We start from the raw sequence: 26,704 nt of genomic DNA on the forward strand, positions 1-26,704 counted from the left end.
GACACCAGCCTAACCCCGTGCCGCGGACGGCTCGGTGGCGCGAGGCGCCGCCGTCAGCGACGCGTGATGACGCCCCGCGCGCCTGCTCATTCAGGTGACCGCGAGGGCACGCGCGCGCGAGTGCGAGAATGGCCCCATGAATCGTGCTGGCCTGGACAAGCGACCCAGCGATGTCGCGCGCATGTTCGACGACGTCGCGGCGCGCTACGACATCATGAACGACCTGCTCTCCCTCGGCCAGGACCGTCGCTGGCGCAAGCAGGTGCTGACGGCGCTCGACCCCAAGCCGGGCGAGATCGTCCTCGACATCGCCGCAGGCACGGGCACCTCGTCGGAGCCCTTCGACGCCGCGGGCGCCCACGTCGTGCCCGCCGACTTCAGCCTCGGCATGCTGCGCGAGGGCAAGAAGCGCCGCGCCGACCTCGGATTCACCGCCGCCGACGCAACGAAGCTGCCGTTCGCCGATGCCTCGTTCGACGCCGTCACGATGAGCTTCGGCCTGCGCAACGTCGTCGACGTCACGGGCGCGCTCGCCGAGTTCGCGCGCGTGACGAAGCCCGGCGGGCGCCTGCTGATCTGCGAGTTCAGCCACCCGACGAACGGGCCGTTCCGCCGCGTCTACACCGAGTACCTCATGCAGGCGCTGCCGCCCGTCGCGCGCGCCGTCAGCTCGAACCCGGAGAGCTACGTCTACCTCGCCGAGTCGATCCAGAGCTGGCCCGCGCAGCGTGAGCTCGCCGAGCAGATCAAGACGGCAGGCTGGGCCGACGTCGAGTGGCGCAACCTCACCGGCGGCATCGTCGCGCTGCACCGCGCGGTCAAGCCCGCGGCGAAGAATGCGCCGAAGAACCAGCAGTCGAAGAACCAGCAGGCGAAGAAGAAGGGCGGCGCGGCGTGAGCGACGCCGTCAGCACCAGCCCCCAGGCAGCCACCGAGAGCGCCGACGTCATCGTCGTCGGTGCCGGCCCGGGTGGTTCGACGATGGCCGCGTACCTCGCGCAGGCCGGCCTCGACGTCCTGCTGCTCGAGAAGACCCGTTTCCCGCGCGAGAAGGTGTGTGGTGACGGGTTGACGCCGCGCGCCGTCAAGGAGATCGACGCGCTCGGCATCCCAACGCCCGAGAGCGAGGGGTGGATCCGCAACAAGGGGCTGCGCCTCGTCGGGCGTGGCATGCGTCTGCAGGTCGACTGGCCCGACGAGGGAGCCTTCCCCGCCTACGGTCTCGTGCGCACGCGCCAGGACTTCGACGACATCCTCGCCCAGCACGCCGTCGCCCAGGGCGCGCGGTTGCTGCAGGGCGTCAACGTCACGGCGCCCATCGTCGAGAACGGCCGCGTTGCCGGCGTCGAGGCGAAGCTCCTCGGCGGGGACGGGCGTGCCACCGGCGAGAAGGCGACGTACCGTGCCCCGCTCGTCGTCGCCTGCGACGGCAACTCGAGCCGCCTGGCGCTCGCCGTCGGCCGCGAGAAGCGCGAGGACCGGCCGATGGGCGTCGCCGTCCGCGCCTATTACACGAGCCCGCGCACGCACGACGACTACCTCGAGAGCTGGCTCGAACTACCGTCGACGAACGAGCGCGGCGAGAAGATCCTGCTGCCCGGCTACGGGTGGATCTTCGGCGTCGGGGACGGCACGAGCAACGTCGGCCTCGGCATCCTCAACACCTCGAAGGCGTTCGGCAAGACCGACTACCGCGAGGTCATGCGCCGCTGGGTCGCGACGATGCCGCCCGAGTGGACGTTCGGCGACGCGACGATGGTCGGCGACATCCGCGGAGCGGCGCTGCCGATGGGCTTCAACCGCACCCCGCACTACGCCGACGGCCTCATGCTCGTCGGCGACTCCGGCGGCATGGTCAATCCGTTCAACGGTGAGGGCATCGCGTACGCGATGGAGGCCGCGCGCCTCGGTTCGAGCGTCGTCGCGGACGCGTTCGGCGCCGCGAAGAACGGCGGCGACGTCGCCCGCGAACGCATCCTCGCCACCTACCCCGACGTCATGAAGCAGGCCCTCGGCGGCTACTTCACGCTCGGACGCCACTTCGCCACGATGATCGGTAATCCGCAGATCATGAAGCTCGCCGTCACGTACGGTTTGCCGCGCGAGGACCTGATGAAGATCATCGTCAAGGTGATGGCGAACCTCGCCGACCCGGGCGGTAAGAGCGCCACCGATCGCCTGTACACCGTGCTGACCCGCCTCGCGCCCAACGCGTGAACGGCCCAGGAAGAGTTGAACCATGAGTGCTGAATCCGCGCGCACCTCGAGCGCCCAGTCGGTCGCGTCCGCGATCGTCCCGGACGCCTCGGCGGAGCTGAGCGACCGCCTCGTCGACGGGTTGGAGCGCGTCAACGCACGCCTCGACGTCGTCGTCGACCACGACAGCCCGCTCGTGCGTGAGGCCAGCCACCACCTCGTGGACGCCGGCGGCAAGCGTTTCCGCCCGATGCTGACGTTGCTCACCTCGATGCTCGGCACCGGCATCAGCGACGAGGTCGTCGACGCGGCGGCCGGCGTCGAGCTGACGCACCTCGCCTCGCTGTACCACGACGACGTCATGGACGAGGCCGACATCCGCCGCGGTGTGCCGAGCGCCAACGCGGTGTACGGCAACTCGACGGCCATCCTCATCGGCGACCTGCTCTTCGGCAAGGCATCCGAACTCATCGCCCACCTCGGCCCGGAGGCCGTCATCCTGCAGGCCCGGACGTTCGTGCGCCTGTGCGCCGGCCAGATCGAGGACGAGCGTCAGACACCCGACGGCGCCGACCCGATGGAGTACTACCTCAAGGTGCTCGCCGACAAGACGGGCGTCCTCATCGCCGCCGCCGCGCAGTACGGGGCGATGTTCTCCGGCTGCGACGAGCGCACCGTCGAGGTGCTGGGCCGCTACGGCGAGCTCGTCGGGCTCGTCTTCCAGCTGAGCGACGACATCCTCGACATCGCGAGCGAGGCCGAAACGTCCGGCAAGACCCCGGGCACCGACCTGCGTGAGGGCGTCGCGACGCTGCCGACGTTCTACGTCAACGCCTCGAGCGACCCCGCCGACGCGCGCCTGAAGGCACTGCTCGCGAGGCCACTGACGGACGACGCCGAGCACGCCGAGGCCCTCGAGCTGCTGCGCGCGCACCCCGCCATGGAGCAGGCCCGCGCGCACACGCTGACGACAGCGCGCGAAGCCGCCGCTCTCATCGACGAACTCGGCGAGGGCGAGGTGCAGGACGCGCTCAAGGAGGTTCCGCTGAGCGTCGCGACGCGTTCGGCGTGACGGACGCCGATGCGGGGACGTTGAGACCACGTGCTGACACCGCGTTCCGTCCCGAGGCGTGAACGCCGGGTGTTCAGCAGGTGACCATCTGGGTGTCGAATGTGGTGCCAGACACATGTCCAGTTGAGGGGGCGTTAGAGTCGCAGTTATGCCTCGGCTAGACATCGAAACGCGACGCGCGCAACTCATCCAGGCGGCCGTCGCGATCGCCCTGCGGGACGGCCTGGACAACACGACCGTCCGCCGTATCGCGACGGAGGCGGGCGTCTCGCTCGGCACCGTCCACTACTGCTTCGACAGCAAAAAGGCGCTGCTCGAAGCCATGGTCGAGTCGATCGCGACTCGCGACATCGAGGCGGCGTCACTGCCGTTGCCGGACGACGTCTCGCCCGTCGACGCCATCCGCGCCGCGTTCCGCTACTACTGGTCGATCAGTGGTGCGCAGGCGGACCGGCAGCGACTCGTCTACGAACTCGTCGCCTACCTCGTGCGTCAGGAAGACTCGGGCCCCGAACTCGCGCGCCGCATCTTCGCCACGAACTACGCGATCGTCCACGACTTCGTCGAGACCTTCCAGACACGCTGGTCGAACGACCTCGGCATCCCGACCGAGGTCGTCCAGCGCATGGTCATCGCCATGACGGACGGCGTCGCCCTCGCCTGGCTCGCCGACGGTGATGACGACAAGGCGCTCGCCGTCCTCGACGCCTTCGCCGGCCTGTTCGCCGACCGAGTGTCCGCGTGAGCGTCTTCGACACGCCGTTGGGGCCGATCGGGGCGCCGACGGCCGTCCTCGACCGCGCAGCGTTCACGCGCAACCTGACGGCGCTACGCGACGTCGCGGCCCCCGTGCCGCTGCGCATCGCGACGAAGTCGATCCGCGTGCGCTCGCTCATCGAGGAGGCGCTGCGCCACGACGGCTGCAGCGGTCTGCTCGCCTATTCGGTCGCCGAGGCGCGGTGGCTCGTGTCTCACGGGCTACGTGATGTGCTCGTCGCCTACCCGAGCGCCGACGTCGTCGCGATGCGCGCCATCGCCGACGACGAGGACGCACGCGCCACCGTCACGCTCATGGTCGACTCGCCCGAGCACGTCGCGATGATCGCGCGCGGCGCCACGCAGGCGGGGGTCGTGCTGCGCGTGGCCATCGACGTCGACATGACGTTCAAGGTCGGTCCGTTCACCGCCGGCGCGCACCGGTCCGACGTGCGTACGCCCGAGGACGCCGTCAGCCTCGCGCAGTGCATCGAGCGGACGCCGGGCGTCGAACTCGTCGGCTGCATGTTCTACGAGGCACAGATCGCGGGCGTGCCCGATTCGACGCCCGGTCACCGCCTCATGAAGTGGGCGTCGATGCGCGAGATCGAGGGCCGCCGACGCGCCGTCGTCGACGCCCTGCGGGCGTACTCCGACCTCGAGATCATCAACGGAGGCGGCACGGGATCGGCGCACATCAGCGGGCGTGACGGCGTGCTCGGCGACATCGCCGTCGGCTCCGGTCTGTTCGCGCCGCGTCTGTTCGACGGCTACCGCGCGCTGCGCACCGAACCGGCCTGCTGGTTCGTCTCACCCGTCGTGCGCAAACCCGACCCGCAGACCGCCGTCACGTATTCGGGCGGCTACATCGGCTCCGGGCCGCCGTCACGCTCGCGGGTGCCGGTGCCCGTGCATCCGCGCGGGCTCAAGTACTACGGCCAGCTGGGCGCGGGGGAGGTGCAGTCGCCGCTGCACGGAGAGTCCGCGCGCGGGTTGAGCATCGGCGACCACGTGTGGTTCCGCCACTCCAAGGCGGGGGAGATGTGCGAGCGGTTCGACTCGATCCTCGTCGTCGAGAACGGCGCCCTCGTCGACGAGGTCGCGACCTATCGGGGAGAAGGGCAGAACTTTGGCTGAGTGGAGCAACTGGGCCGGCAACGTGACGGCGACGCCGCGCGAGGTCGTCACGCCGCGATCGCGCGACGAGGTCGTTGCGCTCGTGCAGCGCGCCGCGGCGTCGGGCGGGCGGGTCAAACCGGTCGGTGCAGGGCACTCGTTCACGGCGATCGCGGAGCCCGTCGACGTCCAGGTGCGTCTCGATGCGCTGAGCGGCATCGTCGTCGACGAGACGACGAACCGAGTGCGCATCAAGGCGGGGACGCACCTGTACGACCTCGTCGAGCGGCTCGCCGAACACGGGCTCGCGCTGCCCAACATGGGCGACATCGACCGTCAGACGATCGCGGGGGCGGTCTCGACGTCGACGCACGGCACAGGGCTCGGCTGGACCGGGTTCGGCGGCGCCGTCGTCGGCGGCGAGATGGTGACGGGCACCGGCGACGTTCTGCGCTGGAGCGATGGCGGGGAGAACGCCGACCTCGTGCCGGCACTCGCCGTCACGCTCGGGGCGCTCGGGGTGATCACCGAGGTCGAGATGCAGTGCGTGCCGGCGTTCACGCTGGCCGCGACGGAGGGCCCGTCGACGATGACGGCGGAGTTCGCCGGCCTCGACGCGACGCTCGCCGAAATCGACCACTACGAGTTCTACTGGTTTCCGCACACCGACAAGGTGATGACGAAACGCAACGTCCGCAGGGGCGGTGACGCGGCGGTCAAGCCGCTGCCGCGCTGGAAGGGACGACTCGAGGATCAGTTCCTGTCGAACACCGTCTTCGGGTGGCTCAACGAGCTCGCGGTGCGACGGCCGTCGCTCGTGCCGCGCCTCAACGACATCTCCGCCTCGACGCTGTCGGCGCGCGAGTTCTCGGATCGCTCGCACGCCGTGTACGCCTCGCCGCGGACGGTGCGGTTCCGCGAATCGGAGATGGCCGTGCCGCTCGAGGCCGCCGAGCCGATCCTGCGCGAGATGCAGCGGTGGGTGAAGCGCACCGGTGAACCCGTCGCGTTCCCCGTCGAGGTGCGCTGGGCTGCCGGTGACGATCGCTGGATGTCGACGGCCAACGAGCGTGACAGCTGCTACATCGCCATCCACCAATACGTGAAGGCCGACCACCGCGCCTACTTCGCGCACTTCTGGGACGTCGCCCGCGAACTCGGCGCGCGCCCTCACTGGGGCAAGATGCACGACTACGACGCCGACTACCTGCGCTCGGTCTACCCGCGTTTCGACGACTTCGTCGCCCTGCGCGATCGTCTCGACCCGCAGCGGGTGTTCGCCAACCCGTATCTGGAACAGGTGCTCGGGGCCTGACGGCTGGGCGCACGGGGCCGAGCCGGGCCGAACACGAGCGAAATCGGTGGGATCGAGCGCTGCAGTGCTTGATCCCACCGATTCGCTCGATCGTGGTTGGTTGTCCACAGGGCGACGTCGTTCGCCCAGCACGCCGTGCCCTCGATGGGCGACAGTGTGAGAGTGAATCCGCCACCCGAGCTGCTGCGGCAGCGAATGCAGCACGGACCCCATCATCTGCACGTGAGTGAACTCGCCACCCATGGGCTGACGCATGACCACGTCCGACGCTGGGTCCGTGACGGTTGGCTCGAATCGCTCGGCAACGGCAGCTATCACATCGTGACGCCGCCGACGTCCGAGAATCCGGCGGTGTGGCGCCGCGAATTGGCGCGACGCCGTGTTGCCGCCACGCTCACGGCACTGCCAGACGTGCTTGCCCTCTATGACCGTCGCAAGGGGGGTGAGCATGGCGCGCGTCGTCGTCGATCTCGCGGACGCCCGGGTCGAGTCGCCGGGGGAGAGCCGGCTGCGCTGGTTGTGCCACACCTACGGGATCGCCTTGGAACCGCAACACCCGATTCGCGACGAGACGGGCGGCGTCTTCGCCCGGGCTGATTTCCGGGTTGCAGTACTCGTGTCCTCATCGAGTTCGACGGGCTCGGCAAGTACGACAGCCCGCGCGCCCTGCAGGCCGAGAAGCTGCGTCACCTGCGTCTTGAGCGTCTTGGCTTCATCGTCGTGCGGTTGACGTGGCATGACCTCGCTGACCCGGCGCGCGTCGGCGCCATGATCCGAGTGGCTGCGTGTTCAGGCGGCGGCTGCGACGCGTCGGGCGCGGCGGCTGCGGGTGGCGTGCTGCAGCGAGTCGAGCGTCAGGGCGACGAGGGCGAGCCACACGAGGCCGAAGCCGACCCAGCGTCCGGCACTGATGTGCTCGCCGAGTACGAGCACGCCGCACAGCAACTGCATGATCGGCGTCATGAACTGCAGCAGCCCGATCGTCGTCAGCGGGATGCGACGGGCAGCGGCGGCGAACAGCAGCAGCGGGATGGCCGTCGCGACGCCGCTGAAGGCGAGCAGAACGCTGTGCGAGACGCCGTGCCCGCTCCACGTCAGATCCTTCGACGGCAGCACGAACAGCAGCAGCGCGGCGGCCAACGGCGCGAGGACGACGGTCTCCGCTGTCAGCCCTTCGAGGGCGCTGAGGTGGCCGCCGATGCGCTTCTTCATGAGGCCGTATGCGGCGAACGACAGCGCGAGGGAGATGGAGATCCACGGCGGGCTGCCGTAGTCGATCGCGAGGTAGACGCACGCGACGACACCGATCGCGACGGCGAGCCACTGCAGACGCCGCAGCTTCTCACCGAGCACGAGGACGCCGAGCATCACCGTCACGAGAGGGTTGAGGAAGTACCCGAGCGCGGCCTCGGTGACGTGGCCGCTCGTCACGGCGACGACGTAGATCGTCCAGTTCGCGGCGATGAGGAGCGCCGCGATCGTGATGGCGCCGAGCCTGCGCGCGTCCCTGAACAACCCGCCCAGGAAGCCCAGATTGCGGGTGATCGCCAGCAGGACGAGACACAGCAGCAGCGTCCACAGGATGCGATGGCTGAGGATCTCCCACGCGCCCGCCGGTTCGAGGGCATGGAAGTACAGCGGAAACAGACCCCACGCCAGGTAGGCGAGGAAGCCGTAGATCGTGCCTTGGCGCTGCTCGTCAGCCACGCTTCTCCATCGGTCGTCGGGCCGGGTGATCCCGGCGGGGCAGGTGACACCGGTCAGTGCATCAGAAATCTATCCATTCTCGGTTTTCGTCTCGCGCTGGATGTTCGTCTCACGCAGGCGCCGCGCCAGCCCTGACGCTCGGCGCACCGGGGTGCGCACCGCGTGCTCGATGGCGTCGTCCGTGCCGACGACGGTGAGGTGCGCACTCGCGCGGGTCAGCGCGGTGTAGAGCATCTCGCGCGTCAGCAGCCGCGAACTGACCGGCGGCACGATGACCGTGACGTGCTCGGCCTGGCTGCCCTGCGCCTTGTGCACCGTCATCGCGTGCATCGTCTCGACGTCGGCCAGGCGCCACGGTGAGAACTCGGTGCGTTTCTTCGTCTCCTCGCCCGCCTTCTGCCCGCGGTCGACGAGGACGACGAGGTGCCCGCCCGCGTCGATGACGACGCCCGTGTCACCGTTGAAAAGCCCGAGGCTCGGGTCGCTCTTCGTCACGATGACGGGCCGGCCGACGTACATGCGGCCCGCCACGATGTCGACGCCCCGATCGGCGAGCGAGGCCTCGACGAGGCGGTTCCAGCGGGCGACACCGTACGGTCCGGTGCGGTGCGCGCACAGGAGACGGTGGTGACGCAGGGCGCCCAGCGCCGCGTCACGATCCCCGGCAGCGGCCGCCTGACGCAGCTGCCACGCCGATTCCGCGACGTGCGGCAGCGCGGCCAGGTCGACGTCGCCCTCGCTGAGGTGTTCGACGTCGCCGCGCCCACCGCGCAGCACCGCGGTGACGCCCGCGACCTGTTCGTCCGGCGTCGGCGCCGCGAAGGCCAGCGCGAGATCGCGGCGGGATTCGCTGAGCCGGTGATGCGTCGTGAGGCGCACGATCTGCGCGTCGTCGAGCCCGGAGACGAGGTCGCTCAGCACCGAACCGGCCTCGACGGATGCGAGCTGATCGGGGTCGCCGACGAGGAGCAGGCGCGCCGTCGGCTTGAGCGCTTCGAGCAGGCGCGCCGTCATCGCGAGTGACAGCATCGACGCCTCGTCGACGACGACGAGATCGTGCGGCAGCGGGTTGCTCGCGTCGTGCACGAAGCGCTGCGAGTTCGTGCGATCCCACCCGAGCAAGCGATGCAGGGTGATGGCGTCGGGGGCCGCGTCGGGGCCGACGCCGTTCTCACGCAACGACTCCGTCATGCGCGCCGCCGCCTTGCCGGTGGGAGCCGCGAGCGCAAGGCGTAGGTCGGCTCCGAGCCCCGCGTGGGCGGCGCGGATGATCGCAGCGAGCGTGTAGGTCTTGCCCATGCCCGGGCCACCGGTGAGGACGGTCAGCGATCGCGTCAAGACCGAGTGCACCGCTCCGCGCTGCGCGTCGTCGAGCGCGATGCCGGCGATGGCCGCGTCGGCCTCGGCCTGCGACTGCGTGGTGAGGGGAGCCAGCAGTGATTGCCGCTGTGCGATGAGGTCGGCGATGAGGTTCTCGTCGCGGTCGTGACGATCCATGATGAGCAGCGGCGGATCTGCGGCGTCCGCGCCGTCGCCGCGCAGGTGCACGACGCCTTGGTGCGCGAGCGCACTCGCACGCACGAGATCGGCGAGGGCCGCAGGGTCGGGCACGGCGATCACCTCGGCGAGCGTCGCCACCGCGAGGTCGACCTCGTCCTCCTGGTCACGCGCGACCTCGGCGCCCGTCGTGGCGACGCCTGTGAGGTCGAGCGCGCTCGATCCTTCTCGGGCCGCGCGTACGGCGAGAGCGAGCAGCGCGAGCGGCCACCCGTCGCGTTCACCCACGGCGCGGGCGATGCGACGGGCCACGAGTTCGTCGCCGCGGCTGACGAACTCGTGCTCGGCGAGGACGTCGAGCGGGTGGCGTCCGTCTGTGCGACCCGCGTCAGGTGCGACAACCGCTGATTCAGGCGCAGTCTCGACATGGTGGTTGGTCATCGCAGCCTCCCTCGCTCGCGACCGTCGATGATGGCGGACAGCGCGACGACGAGCGCTGCCGGTGGGCGCCACGTGAAGACGCCGAAGGGGGTGTCGTCGTCACCGCGGGGCGTGTCAGCCCCCGCCATGCCACGCACGTAGAGATACATGACGCCGCCGAGGTGGGTCTCGGGGTCGTAGCCGGGCAGGCGCCAGCGCAGGTAACGGTGCAGGACGACGGCGTACAGAATTGCCTGCAGCGGGTAGGACGAGTGATTCATCGCCGCGGCGAGGGCCTCGGGGCCGTAAGCAGACAACGTGAGCGGGGCATCCGGATCACCCAGGCGGTTCGTCTTGTAGTCGACGACGAAATAGCGCCCGCCGTGACGGAACGTCAGGTCGATCGAGCCGGTCAGGTACCCGCGCAGCGTCTCCTCGCCGAGCAGGGAGGCCTCGAGGTGGTCGGCGTAGGGACGCAGCGGGTCGTCTTCCGGCAGGTGACGGCGCAGGACGTCGGCGAACGCACGCAGGGTCGCCCGGGCGTGGGGGGTGTCACCGCCACCGAGGGGGATCTCGAAGTCCATCTCGGCGATGCGGTCGCTCGTTGCGATCCGACGCAGGCACACGTCGTCGGCCAGGGGCCCGAACGGGGTGGCGAGCACCCCGCGCAGCGCTTCGACGAGGGCGTCGACGTCGACGTCGGCCGGCCAGCGCAGCTGTTGTTCGACGATGTGCCGGTGCAGCTCGGCGTCGAGGTCGTCGGCCTGGAAGTCGGCCTCCTCGAGCACACCGTGCACGAGCGAGCCGAACGTCGCGCCGAGCGGCTGGTCGTGCATGGGGGAGAGAGCGTCATCCCCCGGGACATCGGGCGCCGACGGTGCCTGCGGCAGCGCGAGGTCGACGTCCGGGTCGAGCTGGGCGCCGACGGCGTCGGGCTCGCTGACGACGCCCGCCAGCTCGTCGGCGCGCTCGCCGGCGGCCGACAGCGCGGAGTACGACGTGCGTCGCCAGGACGTGTCGACGAGGCGTGGGTCGAACCGTGAGAGGTTCATCTCGTCGCTCGAGACGGCGACGTGAACGGGCGTCGGCTTGGCGCCGGGCACGACCTCGGTGAGGGTGAAGGCCCGGTGTTCAGCCCAGGTCTGGAGGATCTCGAACCGCTTGTCACCGCGCGGCAGGCCGTTCTGCTCGGTCGTGGTGATGACCTCGCTGCCCTTGTCGCTCGTGCGGCGCGTCAGCAGTTCTCCCAGCGACGCGGGGTCGGCGGCCTGACCGAACAGCAGCCGGTGCAGAGCGCTCTTCGAGGTACTGCGTGCCGTCGGTGCCCACCACAACACCACCTTGCTCTGCGCGCGCGTCATCGCCACGTACGCGAGGCGCATCTCCTCGCCGGAGGCCTCCTCGTGCGATCGCGACGCGTTGATGACGCCCGGATCGAACGAGACGACACGGCCCGCCTCGGTGTAGACGATGTCGGGAACCGAGCGGTCCTTGTCCCATCGGTTCCACAGCGTCGGCGCGAAGACGACGGGGTACTGCAGCCCCTTGCTCGCGTGGATGGTCGACAGTGTCACGGCCTGCGCGTCGGAGTCGAGACGCATGAGGCGCGCGTCGGCGGTGACCTTGGCATCCGCGGCGCTCTGCTCCTGCACCCACGCGACGAGCGCCGCGATGCCGCCGCCGGTCGCGAGCTGACGCTCCGTCAGCAACTGCGCGCAGTGCTCGATGTCGGTGACGTCGCGTTCGCCGCCGACGCGGGCGAGGAGGCGTTCGAGCATGCCGTGCGCTCGCAGCGCATCCATGACGGCGGGGATGCCGCCCTCGTCGAACTGCGCCGCGAGCGCGTGGACGAGTTCGGCGGATTCGTCGGCGTCGGCCGTCTCGAGTGCGTCGATGCGGGCGACGTCCCAGCCGATGAGGGGCGTCAGGCACGCCGCTCGCACGCGCTGCGCGCGATGGGGTTGTTCGAGGGCGAGCAGGAGCTCGAGCCACCAGGCCCCGGCGCTGCTGCGCAGTACGGAGTCGCCACTCATCATGACGGCGGGGATGCCGGCGGCACGCAGCTGCTCGCGGACCTGGAGCAGCTGTGCGTGGGTGCGCGCGAGGACCGCCATGTGGTGCGGCGCGAGCGGCGCGTCGGCGAACGTCGTCCCGCTCGCCAGCAGTTCGCTGGCGCGTACCGCGAGGTCGTGCGCGACGGCGCTGCGCGCGCCAGCTGCGGGCAGCGGGTCACCGTTGACCCAGCGCATCTCGATCGGCGCGGCGTCGCCGACGAGGCGGGACGTCTCGCGGTCGGCGGTGACGGGGTGCGCGACGATGCCGGGCGAGAGCGTCACGTTGCCCATGAGGCGGCCGAGGGCGTCGACGAGCGGGCCGTCGCTGCGGTAGTTCGTCGGCAGCGTCGAACGGTGCTCGGCGGTCTGCGACGCCCGCAGGTAGGTGTGGACGTCGCCGCCGCGGAAACCGTAGATCGCCTGCTTGGGGTCGCCGACGAGGATGAGGGAGCGGCCCGCCTCCGAGAACGCCGTCTGGAAGACCTCCCATTGCACGGGGTCGGTGTCCTGGAACTCGTCGACGAGCACGACACTCCACCGCGCCCGCATCCGTTCGCGGGCGATCGACGGGGTTGCACGCAGTGCGGTGCGCAGGTCGACGAGCAGGTCGTCGTACTCGAGGATGCCGGCGCGGCGTTTGCGGCGCGCGTACTCGTTGCGCAGCGCCTCAGCGAAGTCGATGACGGCGCGTTGGCTGTCGTCGGCGGGCGCGTCGAGGGCGGCGCCGGTGTTCGTCAATACGCAGTGGCCGATGAATCGTGCCCGCTCGTGCGAGAGGTCGAACGACGGATCCTGCGCGCGGCGGGCGACGTAAAGGTCGTCGATGACCTCGTCGCGCAGGCCGGTCGTGTCCTCGACGAGCGTCGCGAACGAGTCGGAATCGCCGGCGACGCCGAGGCCCTTGAGCACGTCGTGGCAGAACTGGTGGATCGTCGCGATGAGCGCCGAGTCGAACGACGCGAGCGCCCGGGCGAGGCGGTCGCAGCGCTCGGCGAGCACGCCTGGGTCGTCGCTGCGCAGGGCTGCGACGAGGACGCCGTCGTCGTCGCGGGGCGCCTGACGCAGCTGCGTGAGCACGCGTTCGAGCTGTTCGCGCACGCGTTCGCGCAGTTCTTGGCTGGCGGCGCGGGAGAAAGTCACGACGAGCAGTTCCTCGAGCGGCAGCCCCTCCTCGGCCACGAGACGGGTCACGAGGGCGCTCAGCGTCCAGGTCTTGCCCGTTCCGGCGCTCGCCTCGATGAGGGTCGTGCCGTGCGGGATGGGCGCCGTGACGTCGAACTGTACGGACGGCGGCGGCGCGGGTGCCCCGAGCGGGTTCGTCGCGACGGGTGCTGGGGTCTCGGTCATCGCCCGATCGGTCCCTTCTGGTCGAGCAGCGGCATCCACAGCCGTTTGCTCCGGTCGATGAACACGTTGCCCGCATTGAGCCGGTCGAGTGAGGGCACCTGTGGCGCGTAAACGCGCTGCCACCAGGGGTCGTCGCGTTCTCCCTCGCGATCGAAGGTGCCTTCCCAGACCGGGCGGGCCTTGCTCGCCCCGACGTTGAGGGCGAGTTCTTCGGTGGCGTTGCGCGAGCGTCGCCCGGTGCGGTAGCCCTCGATGAACGCGAGCGACGTCTTCGCCGGCACCGGCAGGGGCGCGCGCAGACCGTCGAGGCGCAGGGCCGCGAGGTCGGTGAGCGCGCCGAGCGGGTCATCGGGTGCGGTGAGGCGGCACTCGCCGTACTTGCCGCGCACGGCGGCGCTCCACTCCTGCCCAGGACGCGAGGCGGCGACCGCGAGGACGCTCACCCAGGCCCGCGCGAGGTGCCGAGCACTGACGGAGCTGTAGTTGACGATCTGGATCTCGTCGCCGATGACGTGCGGGACGACACCCGTCAGCCGGACGGAGGCCGGCCCGCTCGGCCCGTTGAGCGTGAGGGGGATCGACACGTCGATACTGCGTCGCTCACCCGGCGGCAGGCCCTGAAGGATGGCGCCGACCTTGCGCGTGATGTCGCCGATCTTCGACGGCAGCGGGCTCGGTGGCAACGCGCCACTGTGGCTCTCCTCGGCGCTCGCCTGCTCCAGCGGCACCCCGCTGAGGGTGCGACGCAGGAGGCGATCGCCGACGGCCCACTGTTCGAGCGGGTCGAGGTCGATCGGTAGCGCATCCTCGGTCTCGTCGGCCTCGTACGTGACGCCCGTCTGCAGCCGGTCGGACAGGAACGTGCGGGCCGGGTTCTCGATGAACCTCACGAGCTCGTCGAGGGTGACGTCACGGGGTTCGCGGGCCGGCAGCAGGCCGGTGAGCAGCGGCGGCAGCGAGGTCTCGTCGGCGACGTCGCGTCCGCTCTCACGCGCCTGCCGCAACGAACGCGCGCCGGCGAGCGCGGCCGCGTCGTACGAGCCACCCGGCAGGGGTGAACTGAACGTGAAGTTGCGTTCGTCGAACGGTTGCAGCGGGTGGACGAACTCGAAGGGGTGACGCTCGGCGTCCTCGGGGGTCGGCGCGCCGGTCGCGGCGGCCGCGGCGATGAGCTCCTGCAGCGGGACGGCGGGCGGGCGGCGAGTGCCGTCACGCTCGTCAAAGCCCGAGTAGAACGCGATGAGGTGCTTGCGCGACGCCATGACGGCATCGAGGAGCAGTTGCCTGTCCTCACTGCGCGGGTCGCGCTCGCCGAGATGAGGGTCGCGAGCGAGCGCGTCGTCACCGTCGACGACGAAGGAGCGGGGGAAGCTCTCGTCGTCGAGGCCGAGCAGGATGACGGCCTGGTGCGGCACCGAACGCATCGGCGTCAGCGTGCACACGCTGACGGCGCCGTTGCGGAAGTTGCTGCGCGACGGGCGCGGGCCCCAGCGCTGCTCGAGCATGACGCGCATGTCGGTGAGACGCAGACCGGTGCGGGTGCTGCCCTCGGCGAGGAACGCCAACTCGCGCTCGAACGCTCCGAGCTGCCACGCCTCGTCGCGTGACGGAGCAGCGACGGCGCCCACGTGACGCCGCAACCAGTCGAACCATTCCTGCGGCGTGAAACTGCCCCGGGGAAGGTCGACGCCCGCTGAGCTCGTGCCGCGCACGGCCTTGGCGGCCGCCGTCACCTCCGTCATGAGGGTGACGAAGGCGCTCGCCGTCTCGATGTCGGAGGTGCCCAGATCGTCGATCGGCAGCAGGGCGCCCGCCGGAGCTTCGGTGTCGGCGCTCATCGCGATGCCGAGTGCGAGCCGGTCGAGAGCCAGCGTCCACGTGTTGGCCGGCATCTCGAGGAGGCCGTACTCGCGGCGGTGCTCGGCGTCGTAACCCCAACGTGCTCCGCTCGTGCGCACCCACCGGCTGATGCGGTCGAGGGCGTCCGTGTCGAAACCGAATTTCTCGCGCACGGCGGGCAGGTGCGCGAAGTCGAGCACCTCGGATGCGGTGGCGCGCCCGCCGGCGAGGCCGAGCAGTCGCAGGGCCACCTCGGCGAGGGGGTTGGTGGCGGCGAGGCCGCGGTCGGCGAGCTGCACGCGCAGACGCCGACCGGGATGGTGCGCGCCGTCGTCGTCGACGGAGGCGAACGCCGCCTTGATGAGCGGCGCGTAAGTCTCGACGTCGGGGCACATGACGACGATGTCGCGCGGCTGCAGACTGCCCTCGGACTCGTCGAGCAGCCACAGCAGCGTCTCGCGCAGTGCGTCGACCTGACGGGCCGGGCCGTGACAGGCGTGAACCTGGAAGGAGGTCGTGTCGTCGATGGTCGAGACGGCGCTCGGGGCGCGGTTCGCGCGGATGTCGGCCTGCAGCTGCTCGAGGCGCGTGCCGGCAGCAGCCCCGCGCGAGGATCCCTCACCGGCAGGCCCCTGCCCAAACGGGGCGGCCGCCGGTGCGCTCGCGTCCTCGACGTCGCGTCGCAGCAGCGTCAGTTCGAGTTCGCGGACGTCACGCCCGAGCGTGGCGAGCAACGGGTGCTCCGCGGCGCGCGTGCTGTCGTCGTCGCGGCGCCGGAGGCCGCCGGAATCGAGCTGGCGCAACCGCTGCCAGAGGGCGTCGCTCGGGTGCGGCAGCCACAGGTGCGTCTCGTGACGTGCGGCGAGCGCTTCGAACAGGTCGAGTGTCGCCGTCGACACCCGCGTGTAGCCGAAGAAGTTGACGCGCCGCGGCAGGGACAGCGTGAGCGTGCCGTCGCGCAGGCCGGTGCACACGCGGTCGAGCCGCGCGACGGGCGACTCGTCGATGCCGTGCGTGCGCGCCACGTCGAGCACGTCACGCCACAACCGGGGCTGCCACGCGAGGTCGGGCGCGACGTCGCCGCCGGCACCGCTCTCCCAGGCACGAACGAGCGCGGGACGCTCGTCGCTGTAGCGCGCGAACAGCCCCGCGAGGCGCCGCGCGACCGCGTACCGACGAGACTGGCGGGCACGGTGGAACCACGCGTCGTTCTTCGACGCGCCACCGGGCAGCGCATCGGCCCCGAGGTGGTGGGCGAGCGTCTCGAACCCGGGGCGCTGCACGGCCGCGTCGACGGCTTCGAGGACGAGCCAGGCGAGCCGGTCGGGGTGCCACGGGTCGTCGAACTCGCGCTCGAGGGCGAACGACATGAACGAGTACGGCGTGTGGACGCTCAGCCCGGCGCACACCCCGTCGTCGCCGATGTTCGCGCCGAGCTCGTGCGCGAGACGTTGACTCAGCCAGCGCTCGACGCCGGGGGAGGGCGCGATGACGAGTTCACGGTCGAACACGTCGAGCGGATCGCTCGCGAGGAGCGAGCCGAGCTGCTCGGCGAGCGCGGTCGGGGAAGCTTCCCGATGCAGGATGAGTGCCACGTCACAGACAGTAGACGCTGCCTCCGACAACCGCGGGATTCCGGGGTTCTTGCGTCCCATCGGCGACATCGCACCTGCCGGCAGGAGCCTATGAACGCCACGGCTGCGGGTGTGGGCCTTCAGCCTCGACGAACCCCCGTCGGTAGCAGGGGCAGACAGGCTCCCCACTCCATCTGTGAGAGGGCAGCCGCACGATGCCCGGCGTCACCGCAGAACGCCCACAGGCGAGACACACGCGCCAGCCTCGCGGGCGCAGGTGGCGCGCCCCGATAGGCTGGGCCGGTGAATTCCGGTCTGCTGGGCTACCTCGTCGTGCTCGGCGTCACCCTCGGGGGCGTCGCGCTCTTCGTCGCTGCCATGGTGGTCCGTCGTGTCCTCGCACCGCGCGTGCCCAGCCCGACGAAGCTGACGACGTACGAGTCGGGCGTCGACCCCATCGCCGGCAACTGGCAGCAGTCCGGTTTCCGGTACGTCGCGTTCGCGTTTCTCTACGTGGTGTTCGCCGTCGACGCCGTCTACCTGTTCCCGTGGGCGCTCGTCCTGCGCACGAGCGGTCTCGGCGTCGCTTCACTGTTCGAGATGGGCATCTTCATCCTCGTCCTGCTCGTCGGCCTCGCGCATGCCGCGCGCCGGGGCCTGCTGGCCTGGCTGTGAGGTGACCCGACGATGACCGACGATTCCCGCACGCCCGCCGCCGACGCGACCTCCCCCACGGCGGGGCCGATCGAAGCGACCGCAGCGCCCGCCGTCGACCTGCCGATGCCGACGGTGCGTCCCCACGTCGGCATGGCGCAGGAGCATGCACCGAAGCCGATGCGGCTCGTCCTCAACTGGGGGCGCCGCTACTCACTGTGGGTGTTCAACTTCGGCCTCGCCTGCTGCGCCATCGAATTCATCGCCGGCTCGATGTCGCGCCACGACTTCATCCGCCTCGGCGTCATCCCCTTCGCGCCGGGCCCACGTCAGGCCGACCTCATGGTCGTCTCCGGCACCGTCACCGACAAGATGGCGCCCGCCGTCCGTCGCCTATACGACCAGATGCCCGAGCCGAAGTACGTCATCAGCTTCGGCGCGTGTTCGAACTCCGGTGGGCCGTACTGGGATTCTTACTCCGTGACGAAAGGCGTCGACCAGCTCGTGCCCGTCGACGTCTACGTGCCCGGTTGCCCGCCGCGCCCCGAAGCGCTGCTGCAGGGCATCGTCACGCTGCAGAACCAGATCGCGCAGGAGAAGCTGACCGGCGAGAGCATCATGTCGCGCCTCAACCCGTTCTCCACCAAGCGCCGCAGCGCCGCGTCCGTCCAGCGTCCGCTCGTGACGAAGCCGGGGCACGACGTCCCCTCGACGAAGGCGACGGGCGCCACCAAGGCCGACGCCCCGACACCCGACACCCCCACGACCGGTGATGACGCATGAGCCGCGAGCCGCGCCGCGTCGACGTCGCGCTCGACGAGTGGATCGCCACGCATGAAGCGCACCGCGCCGACGGCTACACGTTCTTCGACTTCGTCACCGCCGTCGACGAGACCGATCGCGATCTGCCCGACAAGCCGGCCGGTTTCGACCTCGTCAGCCACCTCTATGAGATCGGTGACGGCGACGTCCCCGGCGTGCGCGCGAGTGTCATGACGCGCGCACGGGTGCCGCTCGCCTCGGGTGACGACCCGGCGCACGCGCCGAGCCTCACCGGCCTGTGGCGCGGCGCGGCATGGCACGAACGTGAGACGTTCGAGATGTTCGGCATCGTCTTCGACGGGTTCGACGACGGCACGGGCGCCGGTCTGCGCAAGCTGCTGCTGCCCGAGACGTTCATCGGCACGCCGCTGCGAAAGTCGTTCGTCCTCACGGCGCGCGCGAGCAAGGAGTGGCCGGGCATCAAGGACCCCGGCGAGTCCAAGGGTGAGAGCCCTCGCGCGGGAGCGGCGAAGCGCCGCAAGGTCATGGCGCCGGGCGTCCCCGACGACACGTGGGGGCCGCGATGAGCGTTCTCGACGTCACGTTGCGCAGCGTGGCCGTGCTCGCCTGTTTCATGGTGCTGCCGCTCGTGCTCGGCCAGGTCGAGCACAAGGTGATGGCGCACATGCAGGGGCGCCTCGGCCCGATGGAGGCGGGCGGTTTTCACGGGTGGGCGCAGCTCGTCGCCGATGGCGTCAAGTTTGCGCAGAAGGAGGACGTGACGCCCCGCGCCGCTGACCGGGGCGTGTTCAAGCTCGCGCCGGCGGTGTCGATGTTCAGCTATCTGCTGGCGCTCGCGGCCATCCCGTTCACGCCGAGCCTCGTCGCCGGTGACCTGCCCGCGTCGCTCGTCTACGTGCTCGCCGTCTCCGGCATCGGCACGGTCGCGACGCTCATGGCAGGGTTCGGTTCGGGCAACAAGTACGCGACGCTCGGCGCGTTCCGGTCGGCCGCGCAGCTCGTCAGCTACGAGGTGCCGCTCATCCTCGCGTGCGCGTCGTTCGCGATGGCTGCGGGTTCGCTCAGCATCTCCGGCATCGTCCACGAGTGGCACCCGATCTGGTTGCTGTGGCAGCTGCCGGGCGCGTTCGTCCTGCTCGTCGCGATGACGGCCGAGCTGCAACGCCCGCCGTTCGACATGCCCGTCGCCGACTCAGAGGTCGTCATGGGCGTGATGACGGAGTACACCGGCCTGCGTTTCGCGCTGTTCCTGCTGAGCGAGTACGCAGGCATCGTCGTGATGTCGGCACTGTTCGCCGCGCTCTACCTCGGCGGGTGGAACGGCCCGTTCGAGGGCGCGCTCGGGTTCGTGTGGATGCTGCTCAAGACGGCCGTCGTCGCCTTCGTCATCTTGTGGATGCGCATGAGCTGGCCGCGGCTGCGTGAGGACCAGCTGCAGCGTTTCGCCTGGTTCGTGCTCGTCCCGCTCGCACTCGTCCAACTCGCTCTCACCGCGGCAGGAGTGATCTACACCGCATGACTCAGCCTCACGAGAACGACGCGTCCGCCTCGGGCGACGCGACTCCCGACGCCCCGCGCGATCTCGGTCGCCACGTCCACCCGCTGCCCTCCTCCGGGCGTGAGGCGGGTCCGATCCGCGGCCTGCTCGCCGGGATGCGCACGACCGCGCGCACGATGACGAAGAAGACGTCCGTGCAGCAGTACCCGGACGTCAAGCCCGACCTGCCGCCGCGCAGCCGCGGCGTCATCGCGCTGCTCGAGGAGAACTGCACCGCCTGCATGCTGTGCGCTCGCGAGTGCCCCGACTGGTGCCTCTACATCGACTCGCACAAGGAGACGGTGCCGAGCGAGGCGCCCGGTGGGCGCGATCGTCAGCGCAACGTCGTCGACCGGTTCGCGATCGACTTCTCCTTGTGCATGTACTGCGGCATCTGCATCGAGGTCTGCCCGTTCGACGCGCTGTTCTGGAGCCCCGAGTTCGAGTACGCGACGAACGACATCCGCGACCTGCTGCAGGAGAAGGACGAGCTCGGCGCGTGGATGCGCACCGTCCCCGCGCCGCCCGATCTCGACGACGGCGCACCCGGGGCCGCCGAGGTGGCTGCGGCGAGCAAACCCGCACGCGTGCAACGACGTCGGCCGACGCAGTGAACGCGAGCACCACGACGACGCGGGCCACCGCCCGCCACACCGAAGCCGACACGCCCATCAGCAGCCGGACAGCCAGGACCAGGGGGGAGCGACCATGACCGTCCATGACGCCCTGTTCGCCTGCCTCGGCCTCATCAGCGCCGCGTCCGCGATCTGTGCGGTGGCGACGCGGCAGATCGTCCACGCGGCACTGTGGCTGACGGTGTGCCTCGCGACGCTGTCGGGCTGCTACCTCGTCCTCGGCGCCGAACTCGTCGCGCTCGTGCAGTTGCTCGTCTACGTCGGCGCGGTCGTCGTCCTCGTCCTGTTCGCCGTCATGCTGACGCGCGCGCCGATCGGGCGCAGCGGCGACCACGACGCGCCCATCATGACGCGGATGGCCGCCCTCGTCATCGCCGCGGCGACGGGCGGTCTGTTGTTCTCTGCGTTCGTCTCGGCGTTCGGCACACGCCGCGCGCGCATCGACTCGGGCACGACGACCGACCTCGCGCAGAACCTGTTCGGCCGGTTCGCGTGGCCGTTCGAGGTCGTCTCGCTCGTCTTGCTCTCCGCCCTCGTCGGGGCCCTCGCGATGATCGGTTCGCGACGCTCGGGAGGCGGTCGATGATCCACCTCGTGCTGCCGTTCGGCCTCGCCTCGATCCTCGCCGGCGCCGGTGTCTACGCCATCCTCGCGCGCCGCAACGCCGTGCTCATGCTCATCGGTGTCGAACTCGTGCTCGCGGCCGCGAACCTCGTGCTCGTCACGACGAGCGCGATCCTGCCCGATCCGGGCGGCTCCGCCCAGATCATGTCCCTGTTCGTCATCACCCTCGCCGCCGCCGAGGTGACCCTCGCGCTCGGCATCATCCTGTATGCGTTCCGCGCGCGCGGTCACATCGACCTCGGCGAAGGACTCGACGCCGACGAGGTACGCGCCGACACGCGTGAGGTCACGGGCGAGAACAGCGGCGCTCGCGAGGCGAGCGCGACGGCCACCGCAGCTTCGCCGGCCGCGACGTCGACCACGTCGCCGGCATCCTCATCATCCTCGCCGGAGGTGACTTCGTGACGAGCGTGACGTCTCACCTCGCGCAGGCGGCTCTCGCGCTGCCGCTCATCGGCGCGCTGCTGGCGTTCGTCCTCGGACGCCGCAACGTCGTCGCCTTCGTCCTCGCCTCCGTGACGACGGCCGCGGCGCTCGGCGCGTCCGTCTGGCTGGTCCTGCGTCATCTCGGTTCGGGGGTGGCGCAGGACGTCACGACGCTCGACGCGCTGCCGCTCGGGCCCACGCTGCGGGTGCCGCTGCAGTTGCGCGACGACGCGACGAGCGCGCTCATCGTCGCCGTCGTGCTTCTCGTGCCACTGACGGTGCAGCTCTTCGCGCGCTGGTACCTGTACTCCGATCCGCGCTATCGCGTGTTCGCCTCGAGCGTCGCGCTGTTCACTGGAGCGATGGTGCTCGTCGTGCTGTCGAACGACGTGCTGCTCACGCTGATGGGCTGGGAGGTCATGGGCTGGTGCTCGTACCTGCTCATCGGTCACGAGAGCGAGCGCGCTGCGGCCCGCCGCGCAGCGTTCAAGGCCTTCGTCGTCACCCGCCTCGCAGACGCGCCGTTCATCGTCGGCCTCGCGGCGCTCGCGATGGTCGCGCACACGACGCGTATCAGCGACATCCTCAGCACGTGGACGCACATCGACGGCCCTCTGCGACTCGCCGTCCTGCTCGGCCTCGTCTGCGGCGTGCTCGGCAAGTCGGCGCAGCTGCCGTTCAGCGACTGGCTGCCTGATGCGATGGAGGGCCCGACGCCCGCCTCCGCGCTCATCCACGCCGCGACGATGGTCGCCGCCGGCACCGTCGTGCTCGCCCAGTTCGAGCCGCTGCTCGCGCTCGAACCGACAGCCCGCCTGACGCTCGTCCTCGTCACCGGTGTCACGTCGCTGCTCGCGGCGCTGGCCGCGTTCTGCCAGTTCGACCTCAAGCGGTTGCTCGCGTGGTCGACCGTCAGCCAGGTCGGGCTCATGCTGCTGGCCGTCGGCGCCGTCCCGCCGGGTGACTCGGCCGACGCCGCGCTGCTCCACCTCGTCGGCCACGCCTTCTTCAAGTCGATGCTGTTCTTGCTGCTCGGCTGGCTGTCCGTCGTCATCGGCAGCACGCTCGCGAGTCGCATGTCGGGGTCGCTGCGTCGCCTGCCGCGCACGTTCGTTCCGGCGACCCTCGGCCTGTTCACCATGGCGGGGCTGCCGCCGACGATCGCGTTCGTCTCGAAGGATGCGATGATCAACGACGCAGCGCGCTCGCAGGCGGACGGACACGTCGAAGGGCTCATCGGGTTCATCATGCTGTTCCTCATCGTCGCCGCGACTGCCGCGTATTCGATGCGTGCCTGGCTCATCCTGCAGCACCGCACGACGCTGGAGCGCCGCGGTGAACGTCAGGTCCTCAACGACTCGCACGTCGTTCGCGACGTCGACATCGTCGAACTACTGCGCACCTCGCCCGAGGTCGACGAGCACGGCGAGGAGATCGCCGCCGTCGAGGAGTACGACGAGGACGAGGTGCTGCCGCGCCCCGGCGTCATGGTGCGGTTCATGATGTGGGTGCTCGCCCTCGGCGGCATCTTCGGTGGAGCCCTCGCGCTGACGCCGCTCATCGACATCGACACCCGGCATCTCAACCTGCCGATGATGGGGGCCACCGTGCTGCTCGTGCTCGCGTCGGTGCTCGTCGTGCGCATCATGTCGCTGCGTCAGCTCTACGGTGACGCCTCCCGGCGCCTGCCGCGTCGCATGACGCTGCTCGCCACGCGCGGGTTCGGCCTCGACCGTGCCTACCTCGCGCTGGCGCGGCCGATCGTGTGGTTCGCCCATGTCGTCCACGGCACCGATCTTCGTCTCGCCGCAGCGCACGACACGCTGCCTGCCGGCATGGCGCGCCTCGGCGACCTCGCCGACGCACCGCACACGCGCCGCCCCTCGACGGGCCTGTCGTGGGTCATCGTCGGCGTCGTCGTCGCCTCGGTCGTGGGGGTGACGTTGTGGTGATCGCCCTGCTCCTCGCCAGCGCCCTGCCGCTCGGTCTCGGCGCCGCTCTCATGGCGGCCGACCGTCTCGGACGTCCGCTGTCGCACACCGCCGCCTGGTGCATCGCCCTCCTGACCGCGGCTGCGTCGCTCGGCGCCGGCCTCGCCGCGGCGATGGGGGACGCCGTCGTCGACCGGCCGTGGGTGCCGCAGATCGGGCTGCGCCTGCACCTGACGATCGACGGCATCAGCGCGCCCCTCGTCGTGCTCGCCGCAGCGGTGACGCTGCTCGCCGTCGCCGTGTCGTCCCGTCAGCGTCCGAAGGGCACGCCGGGGCTGTTCTACGGCAGCCTGCTCGTCGTGCTCGGCGCGGCCGTCGCCGCGTTCACGGTGCGCGACGTCATCGGCTTCTTCATCGCCTTCGAGGTCGCCCTCGTGCCGATGTGGGTGCTCATCGACCGCTTCGGTGACGCTGCGCCCGCCGAGCGTCGTCGCGCCGGGTGGATGTTCGCGCTCTACACCGTCGGTGGCTCCATGCTCATGCTCGCGGGGCTGCTCGTGCTCGTCGCCGCGACCGGCACGAGCGACCTCGACCACCTCACGACGGCCGCACACCGTCTGCCATTCACGACGACGCTCATCGCCGCGACGCTCATCAGCGTCGGCCTCGCCGTCAAGGTGCCGCTGCTCGGCGTGCACGCGTGGCTGCCGCGCGCTCACACGGCGGCACCGACTGCCGGTTCGATGATGCTCGCCGCCGTGCTGCTCAAGCTGGGCACGTACGGTTTCGTCCGTCTCGTCGCGCTGCCGATGCCGGACGCATGGCGCCGCATCGCGCCGATCGTCGCGATCCTGGCGGTCGCCGGCATCATCGTCGGTGGCCTCGTCTGTCTCGTCGAACACGACCTCAAACGCCTCGTCGCGTGGTCGTCGATCGCCCACATGGGTTTCGTCATGCTGGCGCTCGCGGCCGGGCAGGTCATCGGTTTCGGCGCCGCGCTCTACGGCAACATCGCGCACGGTGTCATCTCGGCGCTGCTGTTCGCGATCGTCGGTGCGCTGAAGGCGCGCCGTGGGCCGGTCGACGTCGACGCGCCCGCGCTCGGATTGCGTGACACCGATCCGCGACTCGGGTTCGCCCTGGTCGTCGGGGTCGCCGCTGCGTTCGGGCTGCCGGGGCTCGCCGGTTTCTGGGGCGAAATCCTCGCACTCTTCGCGGCGTGGGATGCGCCGTCACGACCCAACACCCTGTTCCACGTGCTGACGGCACTCGCCGCCCTCGGCGCCGTGCTCGCCGCAGTCTACGGCGCACGCGTATTGCGCGCCGTCTGGGCCGGCGACCTCGAGGACGACGCTCGTCGCGCGGCTGTCGATGACGCCCGTCGAGCGACTGCGAACGCTGCGTCTGACGCGGCGGCACAGCCTGGCGCGAGGACGACCGAGCTCGGCGCGGAACCGGCCGGTGCGAGTTCGTTCGACGCGACGGTCGTCGCCGACGCGTCGGATGGCGTGGCAGCCGTCGCGTCGCCGGCCGACGGCGCCGCGGCCACGCAGCGCGTCACGGGCGCGGAGTGGCTCGCGATCGGCGTGCTGACGCTCGCGACGATCGCCCTCGGTCTCGCCCCGAGCCCCCTCATGCATCTCATGAACGACGAGCTCGTCACGCTGCTGGGAGGCGTCAAGTGAAGATCTCCGTCGACGCTCTCGCCCTCGCACCGGCTGCCGCGCCGATGGTCGCGGCGCTTCTCGTGCTGCTCGTCGACGTGGTCTTCCACGCCAAGGCGCGGTTGCCGTGGATCATCGCGGCTCTCGGTCTGGTCGGTGCGTTGGGTGCCCTCGTCGTCGCGGGGCGCCGAGGGCACGTGGCGACGTTGTGCTCCGGCGGGCAATGCTGGTGGCGTCTCGACGCGCCGGGTACGGGCCTCGTGGGGTTGGCGCTCGTCTCGGCGCTCGTCGTCGTCGTGCTCGCGGCGCTCGAGCCGGTGCGTCCGACGTCCCCTCAACGCGCCGCGGTGCGCGCCATGCTCGTGCTGTCCGCGACGGCCGGATGCGTCGGCGTCGTCGCCGCGCGAGACCTCGCATCGTGGCTCGTGCTCCTCGAACTCGCGACGCTGCCGAGCATCGCCCTCGTCGCGTTGCGCGGTGGCCGGGCGGCCGCGCACGGTGCGTTGACGTTGCTCGTCACGGCGCTCGCGTCGTTCGCCGTGCTCGCGCTGGGGTGTGCGTTGTGGTTTGCTGCGACGGGCACCATCGCGATGAGCGGTGACGCCGTCATCACGGCGTTCGCCGACCCGGCCCGCAAGCCGCTCGCCGTCGTCGCGATGATGCTCGTGCTCGCCGGTGTGGGTTTCAAGCTGTCGCTCGCGCCGTTCCACGCTTGGACGCCGGAGGCGTTCGCGGGGTCCGGCACGTGGGTCGCGGCGTTCCTCGCGACGACGTCCAAGGTGGGCGCGCTCGGCGCGATGCTCGTCGTCGTGTCGGCGGCGTCCGCGCTCGGTTCGCCGGCGCAGACGGCCCTCGGCATCATCGCGGCGTTGTCGATGACGCTCGGCAACGTCATGGCGCTGCGTCAGGTCGATCTGCTGCGTCTCATGGCGTGGTCGACGGTTGCGCAGGCCGGTTGGGTGCTGCTGCCGCTCACGAGCGTCTCGGCCGGTTCGACGCATGCAGCCGCACAGTATCTTGCGCTCTACACGCTGGGCACGGCCGCGGTGTTCGTCGTCCTCGCCGCGTTCGAGCGGCCCGGCCGGGCAGTGCAGATCGACTCGCTGCGCGGCATGTTCCGCTCGCATCCGCTGAGTGCGGCGACGATGGCGCTCGGCCTGCTCGCGCTCGCCGGGTTGCCGCCGAGCATCGTCGGTGTCGTCGCGAAGGTCGTCGCGATGAAACCCGTCGCCGTCGACCACTCGTGGTGGCTGCTCGGGTTCGCGGTGCTCAACACGCTGCTCGGCGTGGCGGTGTACCTGCGCTGGATCGTCGCGATGTTCGTGCCGATCGGTGACGCGACGGGCGACGCATCCGATGCGCCGGCCGCTGACTCCGTCGAGGGGGCGGGCGCGACCGTCGTGGGTACGTCCGCAGGCGCGGCGGCCTCGCCGTTGGTCGTCACGACGCGCGGCCACCGCGTCGTCATCGCGCTGATGGCGCTCGTGCTCGTCGCGACGAGCATCCTGCCGTCGTTGCTGCTGCGCTTCTTCTGAGGCCCGCGCCGTCGGTAACCGC

At 70.6% G+C, this 26,704-nt stretch carries 20 protein-coding genes; 16 read left to right on the forward strand and 4 right to left on the reverse strand.

Translation table 11 applies throughout. The features are described from left to right. Window positions 1-136 precede the first annotated feature (136 nt). From ABH936_RS06820 to ABH936_RS06845, 6 genes are all read left to right on the forward strand, one after another. A complete protein-coding gene (locus tag ABH936_RS06820; protein ID WP_050786552.1) occupies window positions 137-898 on the forward strand; it encodes a demethylmenaquinone methyltransferase in 762 nt (253 codons plus the stop codon). Further along, window positions 895-2,217 carry a geranylgeranyl reductase family protein gene (locus ABH936_RS06825; protein WP_074040971.1) on the forward strand — a complete coding sequence of 441 codons (1,323 nt, stop codon included), beginning with the start codon at window positions 895-897 and terminating at the stop codon, window positions 2,215-2,217. The genes ABH936_RS06820 and ABH936_RS06825 overlap by 4 nt, the downstream gene beginning before the upstream one ends. A 22-nt stretch (window positions 2,218-2,239) precedes the next feature. After that, complete coding sequence (locus ABH936_RS06830) at window positions 2,240-3,268, forward strand: polyprenyl synthetase family protein (RefSeq protein ID WP_144707920.1); 1,029 nt, start codon at window positions 2,240-2,242, stop codon at window positions 3,266-3,268. 148 nt (window positions 3,269-3,416) lie between these two features. Continuing rightward, the gene (locus ABH936_RS06835) at window positions 3,417-4,013 is read left to right on the forward strand and encodes a TetR/AcrR family transcriptional regulator (protein ID WP_062258326.1); all 597 of its coding nucleotides are present in this window, start codon (window positions 3,417-3,419) and stop codon (window positions 4,011-4,013) included. Continuing rightward, window positions 4,010-5,161: an alanine racemase gene (locus tag ABH936_RS06840; protein ID WP_144707921.1), complete on the forward strand. Its 1,152-nt coding sequence runs from the start codon at window positions 4,010-4,012 to the stop codon at window positions 5,159-5,161. The genes ABH936_RS06835 and ABH936_RS06840 overlap by 4 nt, the downstream gene beginning before the upstream one ends. Beyond that, window positions 5,154-6,455: a D-arabinono-1,4-lactone oxidase gene (locus tag ABH936_RS06845; protein ID WP_144707922.1), complete on the forward strand. Its 1,302-nt coding sequence runs from the start codon at window positions 5,154-5,156 to the stop codon at window positions 6,453-6,455. The genes ABH936_RS06840 and ABH936_RS06845 overlap by 8 nt, the downstream gene beginning before the upstream one ends. A 789-nt stretch (window positions 6,456-7,244) precedes the next feature. Here the strand turns inward: ABH936_RS06845 and rarD are convergent. The 4 genes from rarD to recC form a co-directional block, all read right to left on the reverse strand. Beyond that, window positions 7,245-8,162 (reverse strand): EamA family transporter RarD, encoded by a 918-nt coding sequence (gene rarD / locus ABH936_RS06850; RefSeq protein ID WP_006946240.1) that lies wholly within the window; start codon window positions 8,160-8,162, stop codon window positions 7,245-7,247. 69 nt (window positions 8,163-8,231) lie between these two features. Further along, window positions 8,232-10,100: an exodeoxyribonuclease V subunit alpha gene (gene recD / locus ABH936_RS06855; protein WP_404602917.1), complete on the reverse strand. Its 1,869-nt coding sequence runs from the start codon at window positions 10,098-10,100 to the stop codon at window positions 8,232-8,234. After that, entirely contained in the window at window positions 10,097-13,480 is a 3,384-nt protein-coding gene (locus ABH936_RS06860) for a UvrD-helicase domain-containing protein (RefSeq protein ID WP_404602918.1), read from the reverse strand. The genes recD and ABH936_RS06860 overlap by 4 nt, the downstream gene beginning before the upstream one ends. After that, window positions 13,477-16,914: an exodeoxyribonuclease V subunit gamma gene (gene recC, locus ABH936_RS06865; RefSeq protein WP_404602919.1), complete on the reverse strand. Its 3,438-nt coding sequence runs from the start codon at window positions 16,912-16,914 to the stop codon at window positions 13,477-13,479. Before recC ends, ABH936_RS06860 begins: the two co-directional genes overlap by 4 nt. Window positions 16,915-17,196: 282 nt before the next feature. Between recC and ABH936_RS06870 the strand changes: the two genes are divergently transcribed. The 10 genes from ABH936_RS06870 to ABH936_RS06915 all read left to right on the forward strand — a co-directional run bounded on the left by ABH936_RS06870 (window position 17,197) and on the right by ABH936_RS06915 (window position 26,682). After that, on the forward strand, window positions 17,197-17,568 hold the full coding sequence (locus tag ABH936_RS06870) for an NADH-quinone oxidoreductase subunit A (RefSeq protein WP_006946140.1): 372 nt from the start codon (window positions 17,197-17,199) through the stop codon (window positions 17,566-17,568). A gap of 12 nt (window positions 17,569-17,580) precedes the next feature. Beyond that, window positions 17,581-18,330, forward strand: coding sequence for an NADH-quinone oxidoreductase subunit B (locus ABH936_RS06875; protein ID WP_376745315.1), 750 nt, complete (start codon window positions 17,581-17,583; stop codon window positions 18,328-18,330). Next, window positions 18,327-18,896 carry an NADH-quinone oxidoreductase subunit C gene (locus ABH936_RS06880; RefSeq protein ID WP_038567011.1) on the forward strand — a complete coding sequence of 190 codons (570 nt, stop codon included), beginning with the start codon at window positions 18,327-18,329 and terminating at the stop codon, window positions 18,894-18,896. The genes ABH936_RS06875 and ABH936_RS06880 overlap by 4 nt, the downstream gene beginning before the upstream one ends. Continuing rightward, the gene (locus ABH936_RS06885; protein ID WP_115297088.1) at window positions 18,893-19,849 is read left to right on the forward strand and encodes a complex I subunit 1 family protein; all 957 of its coding nucleotides are present in this window, start codon (window positions 18,893-18,895) and stop codon (window positions 19,847-19,849) included. The genes ABH936_RS06880 and ABH936_RS06885 overlap by 4 nt, the downstream gene beginning before the upstream one ends. Beyond that, on the forward strand, window positions 19,846-20,481 hold the full coding sequence (locus ABH936_RS06890) for an NADH-quinone oxidoreductase subunit I (protein ID WP_144693496.1): 636 nt from the start codon (window positions 19,846-19,848) through the stop codon (window positions 20,479-20,481). The genes ABH936_RS06885 and ABH936_RS06890 overlap by 4 nt, the downstream gene beginning before the upstream one ends. 94 nt (window positions 20,482-20,575) lie before the next feature. Continuing rightward, window positions 20,576-21,088 (forward strand): NADH-quinone oxidoreductase subunit J, encoded by a 513-nt coding sequence (locus tag ABH936_RS06895; protein WP_404602920.1) that lies wholly within the window; start codon window positions 20,576-20,578, stop codon window positions 21,086-21,088. Beyond that, window positions 21,085-21,531: an NADH-quinone oxidoreductase subunit NuoK gene (gene nuoK, locus ABH936_RS06900; RefSeq protein ID WP_083603995.1), complete on the forward strand. Its 447-nt coding sequence runs from the start codon at window positions 21,085-21,087 to the stop codon at window positions 21,529-21,531. The genes ABH936_RS06895 and nuoK overlap by 4 nt, the downstream gene beginning before the upstream one ends. Then, a complete protein-coding gene (locus ABH936_RS06905; RefSeq protein WP_404602921.1) occupies window positions 21,528-23,504 on the forward strand; it encodes an NADH-quinone oxidoreductase subunit L in 1,977 nt (658 codons plus the stop codon). The genes nuoK and ABH936_RS06905 overlap by 4 nt, the downstream gene beginning before the upstream one ends. Continuing rightward, window positions 23,501-25,168 carry a NuoM family protein gene (locus tag ABH936_RS06910; protein WP_136788543.1) on the forward strand — a complete coding sequence of 556 codons (1,668 nt, stop codon included), beginning with the start codon at window positions 23,501-23,503 and terminating at the stop codon, window positions 25,166-25,168. Before ABH936_RS06905 ends, ABH936_RS06910 begins: the two co-directional genes overlap by 4 nt. Further along, window positions 25,165-26,682, forward strand: a complete 1,518-nt coding sequence (locus ABH936_RS06915; protein ID WP_083607224.1) for an NADH-quinone oxidoreductase subunit N — start codon at window positions 25,165-25,167, stop codon at window positions 26,680-26,682. Before ABH936_RS06910 ends, ABH936_RS06915 begins: the two co-directional genes overlap by 4 nt. Window positions 26,683-26,704: the final 22 nt, after the last annotated feature.

The sequence above is a fragment of the Dermacoccus sp. GAS27A genome, from assembly GCF_044909235.1.
Taxonomy (GTDB): Bacteria; Actinomycetota; Actinomycetes; order Actinomycetales; family Dermatophilaceae; genus Dermacoccus; species Dermacoccus nishinomiyaensis.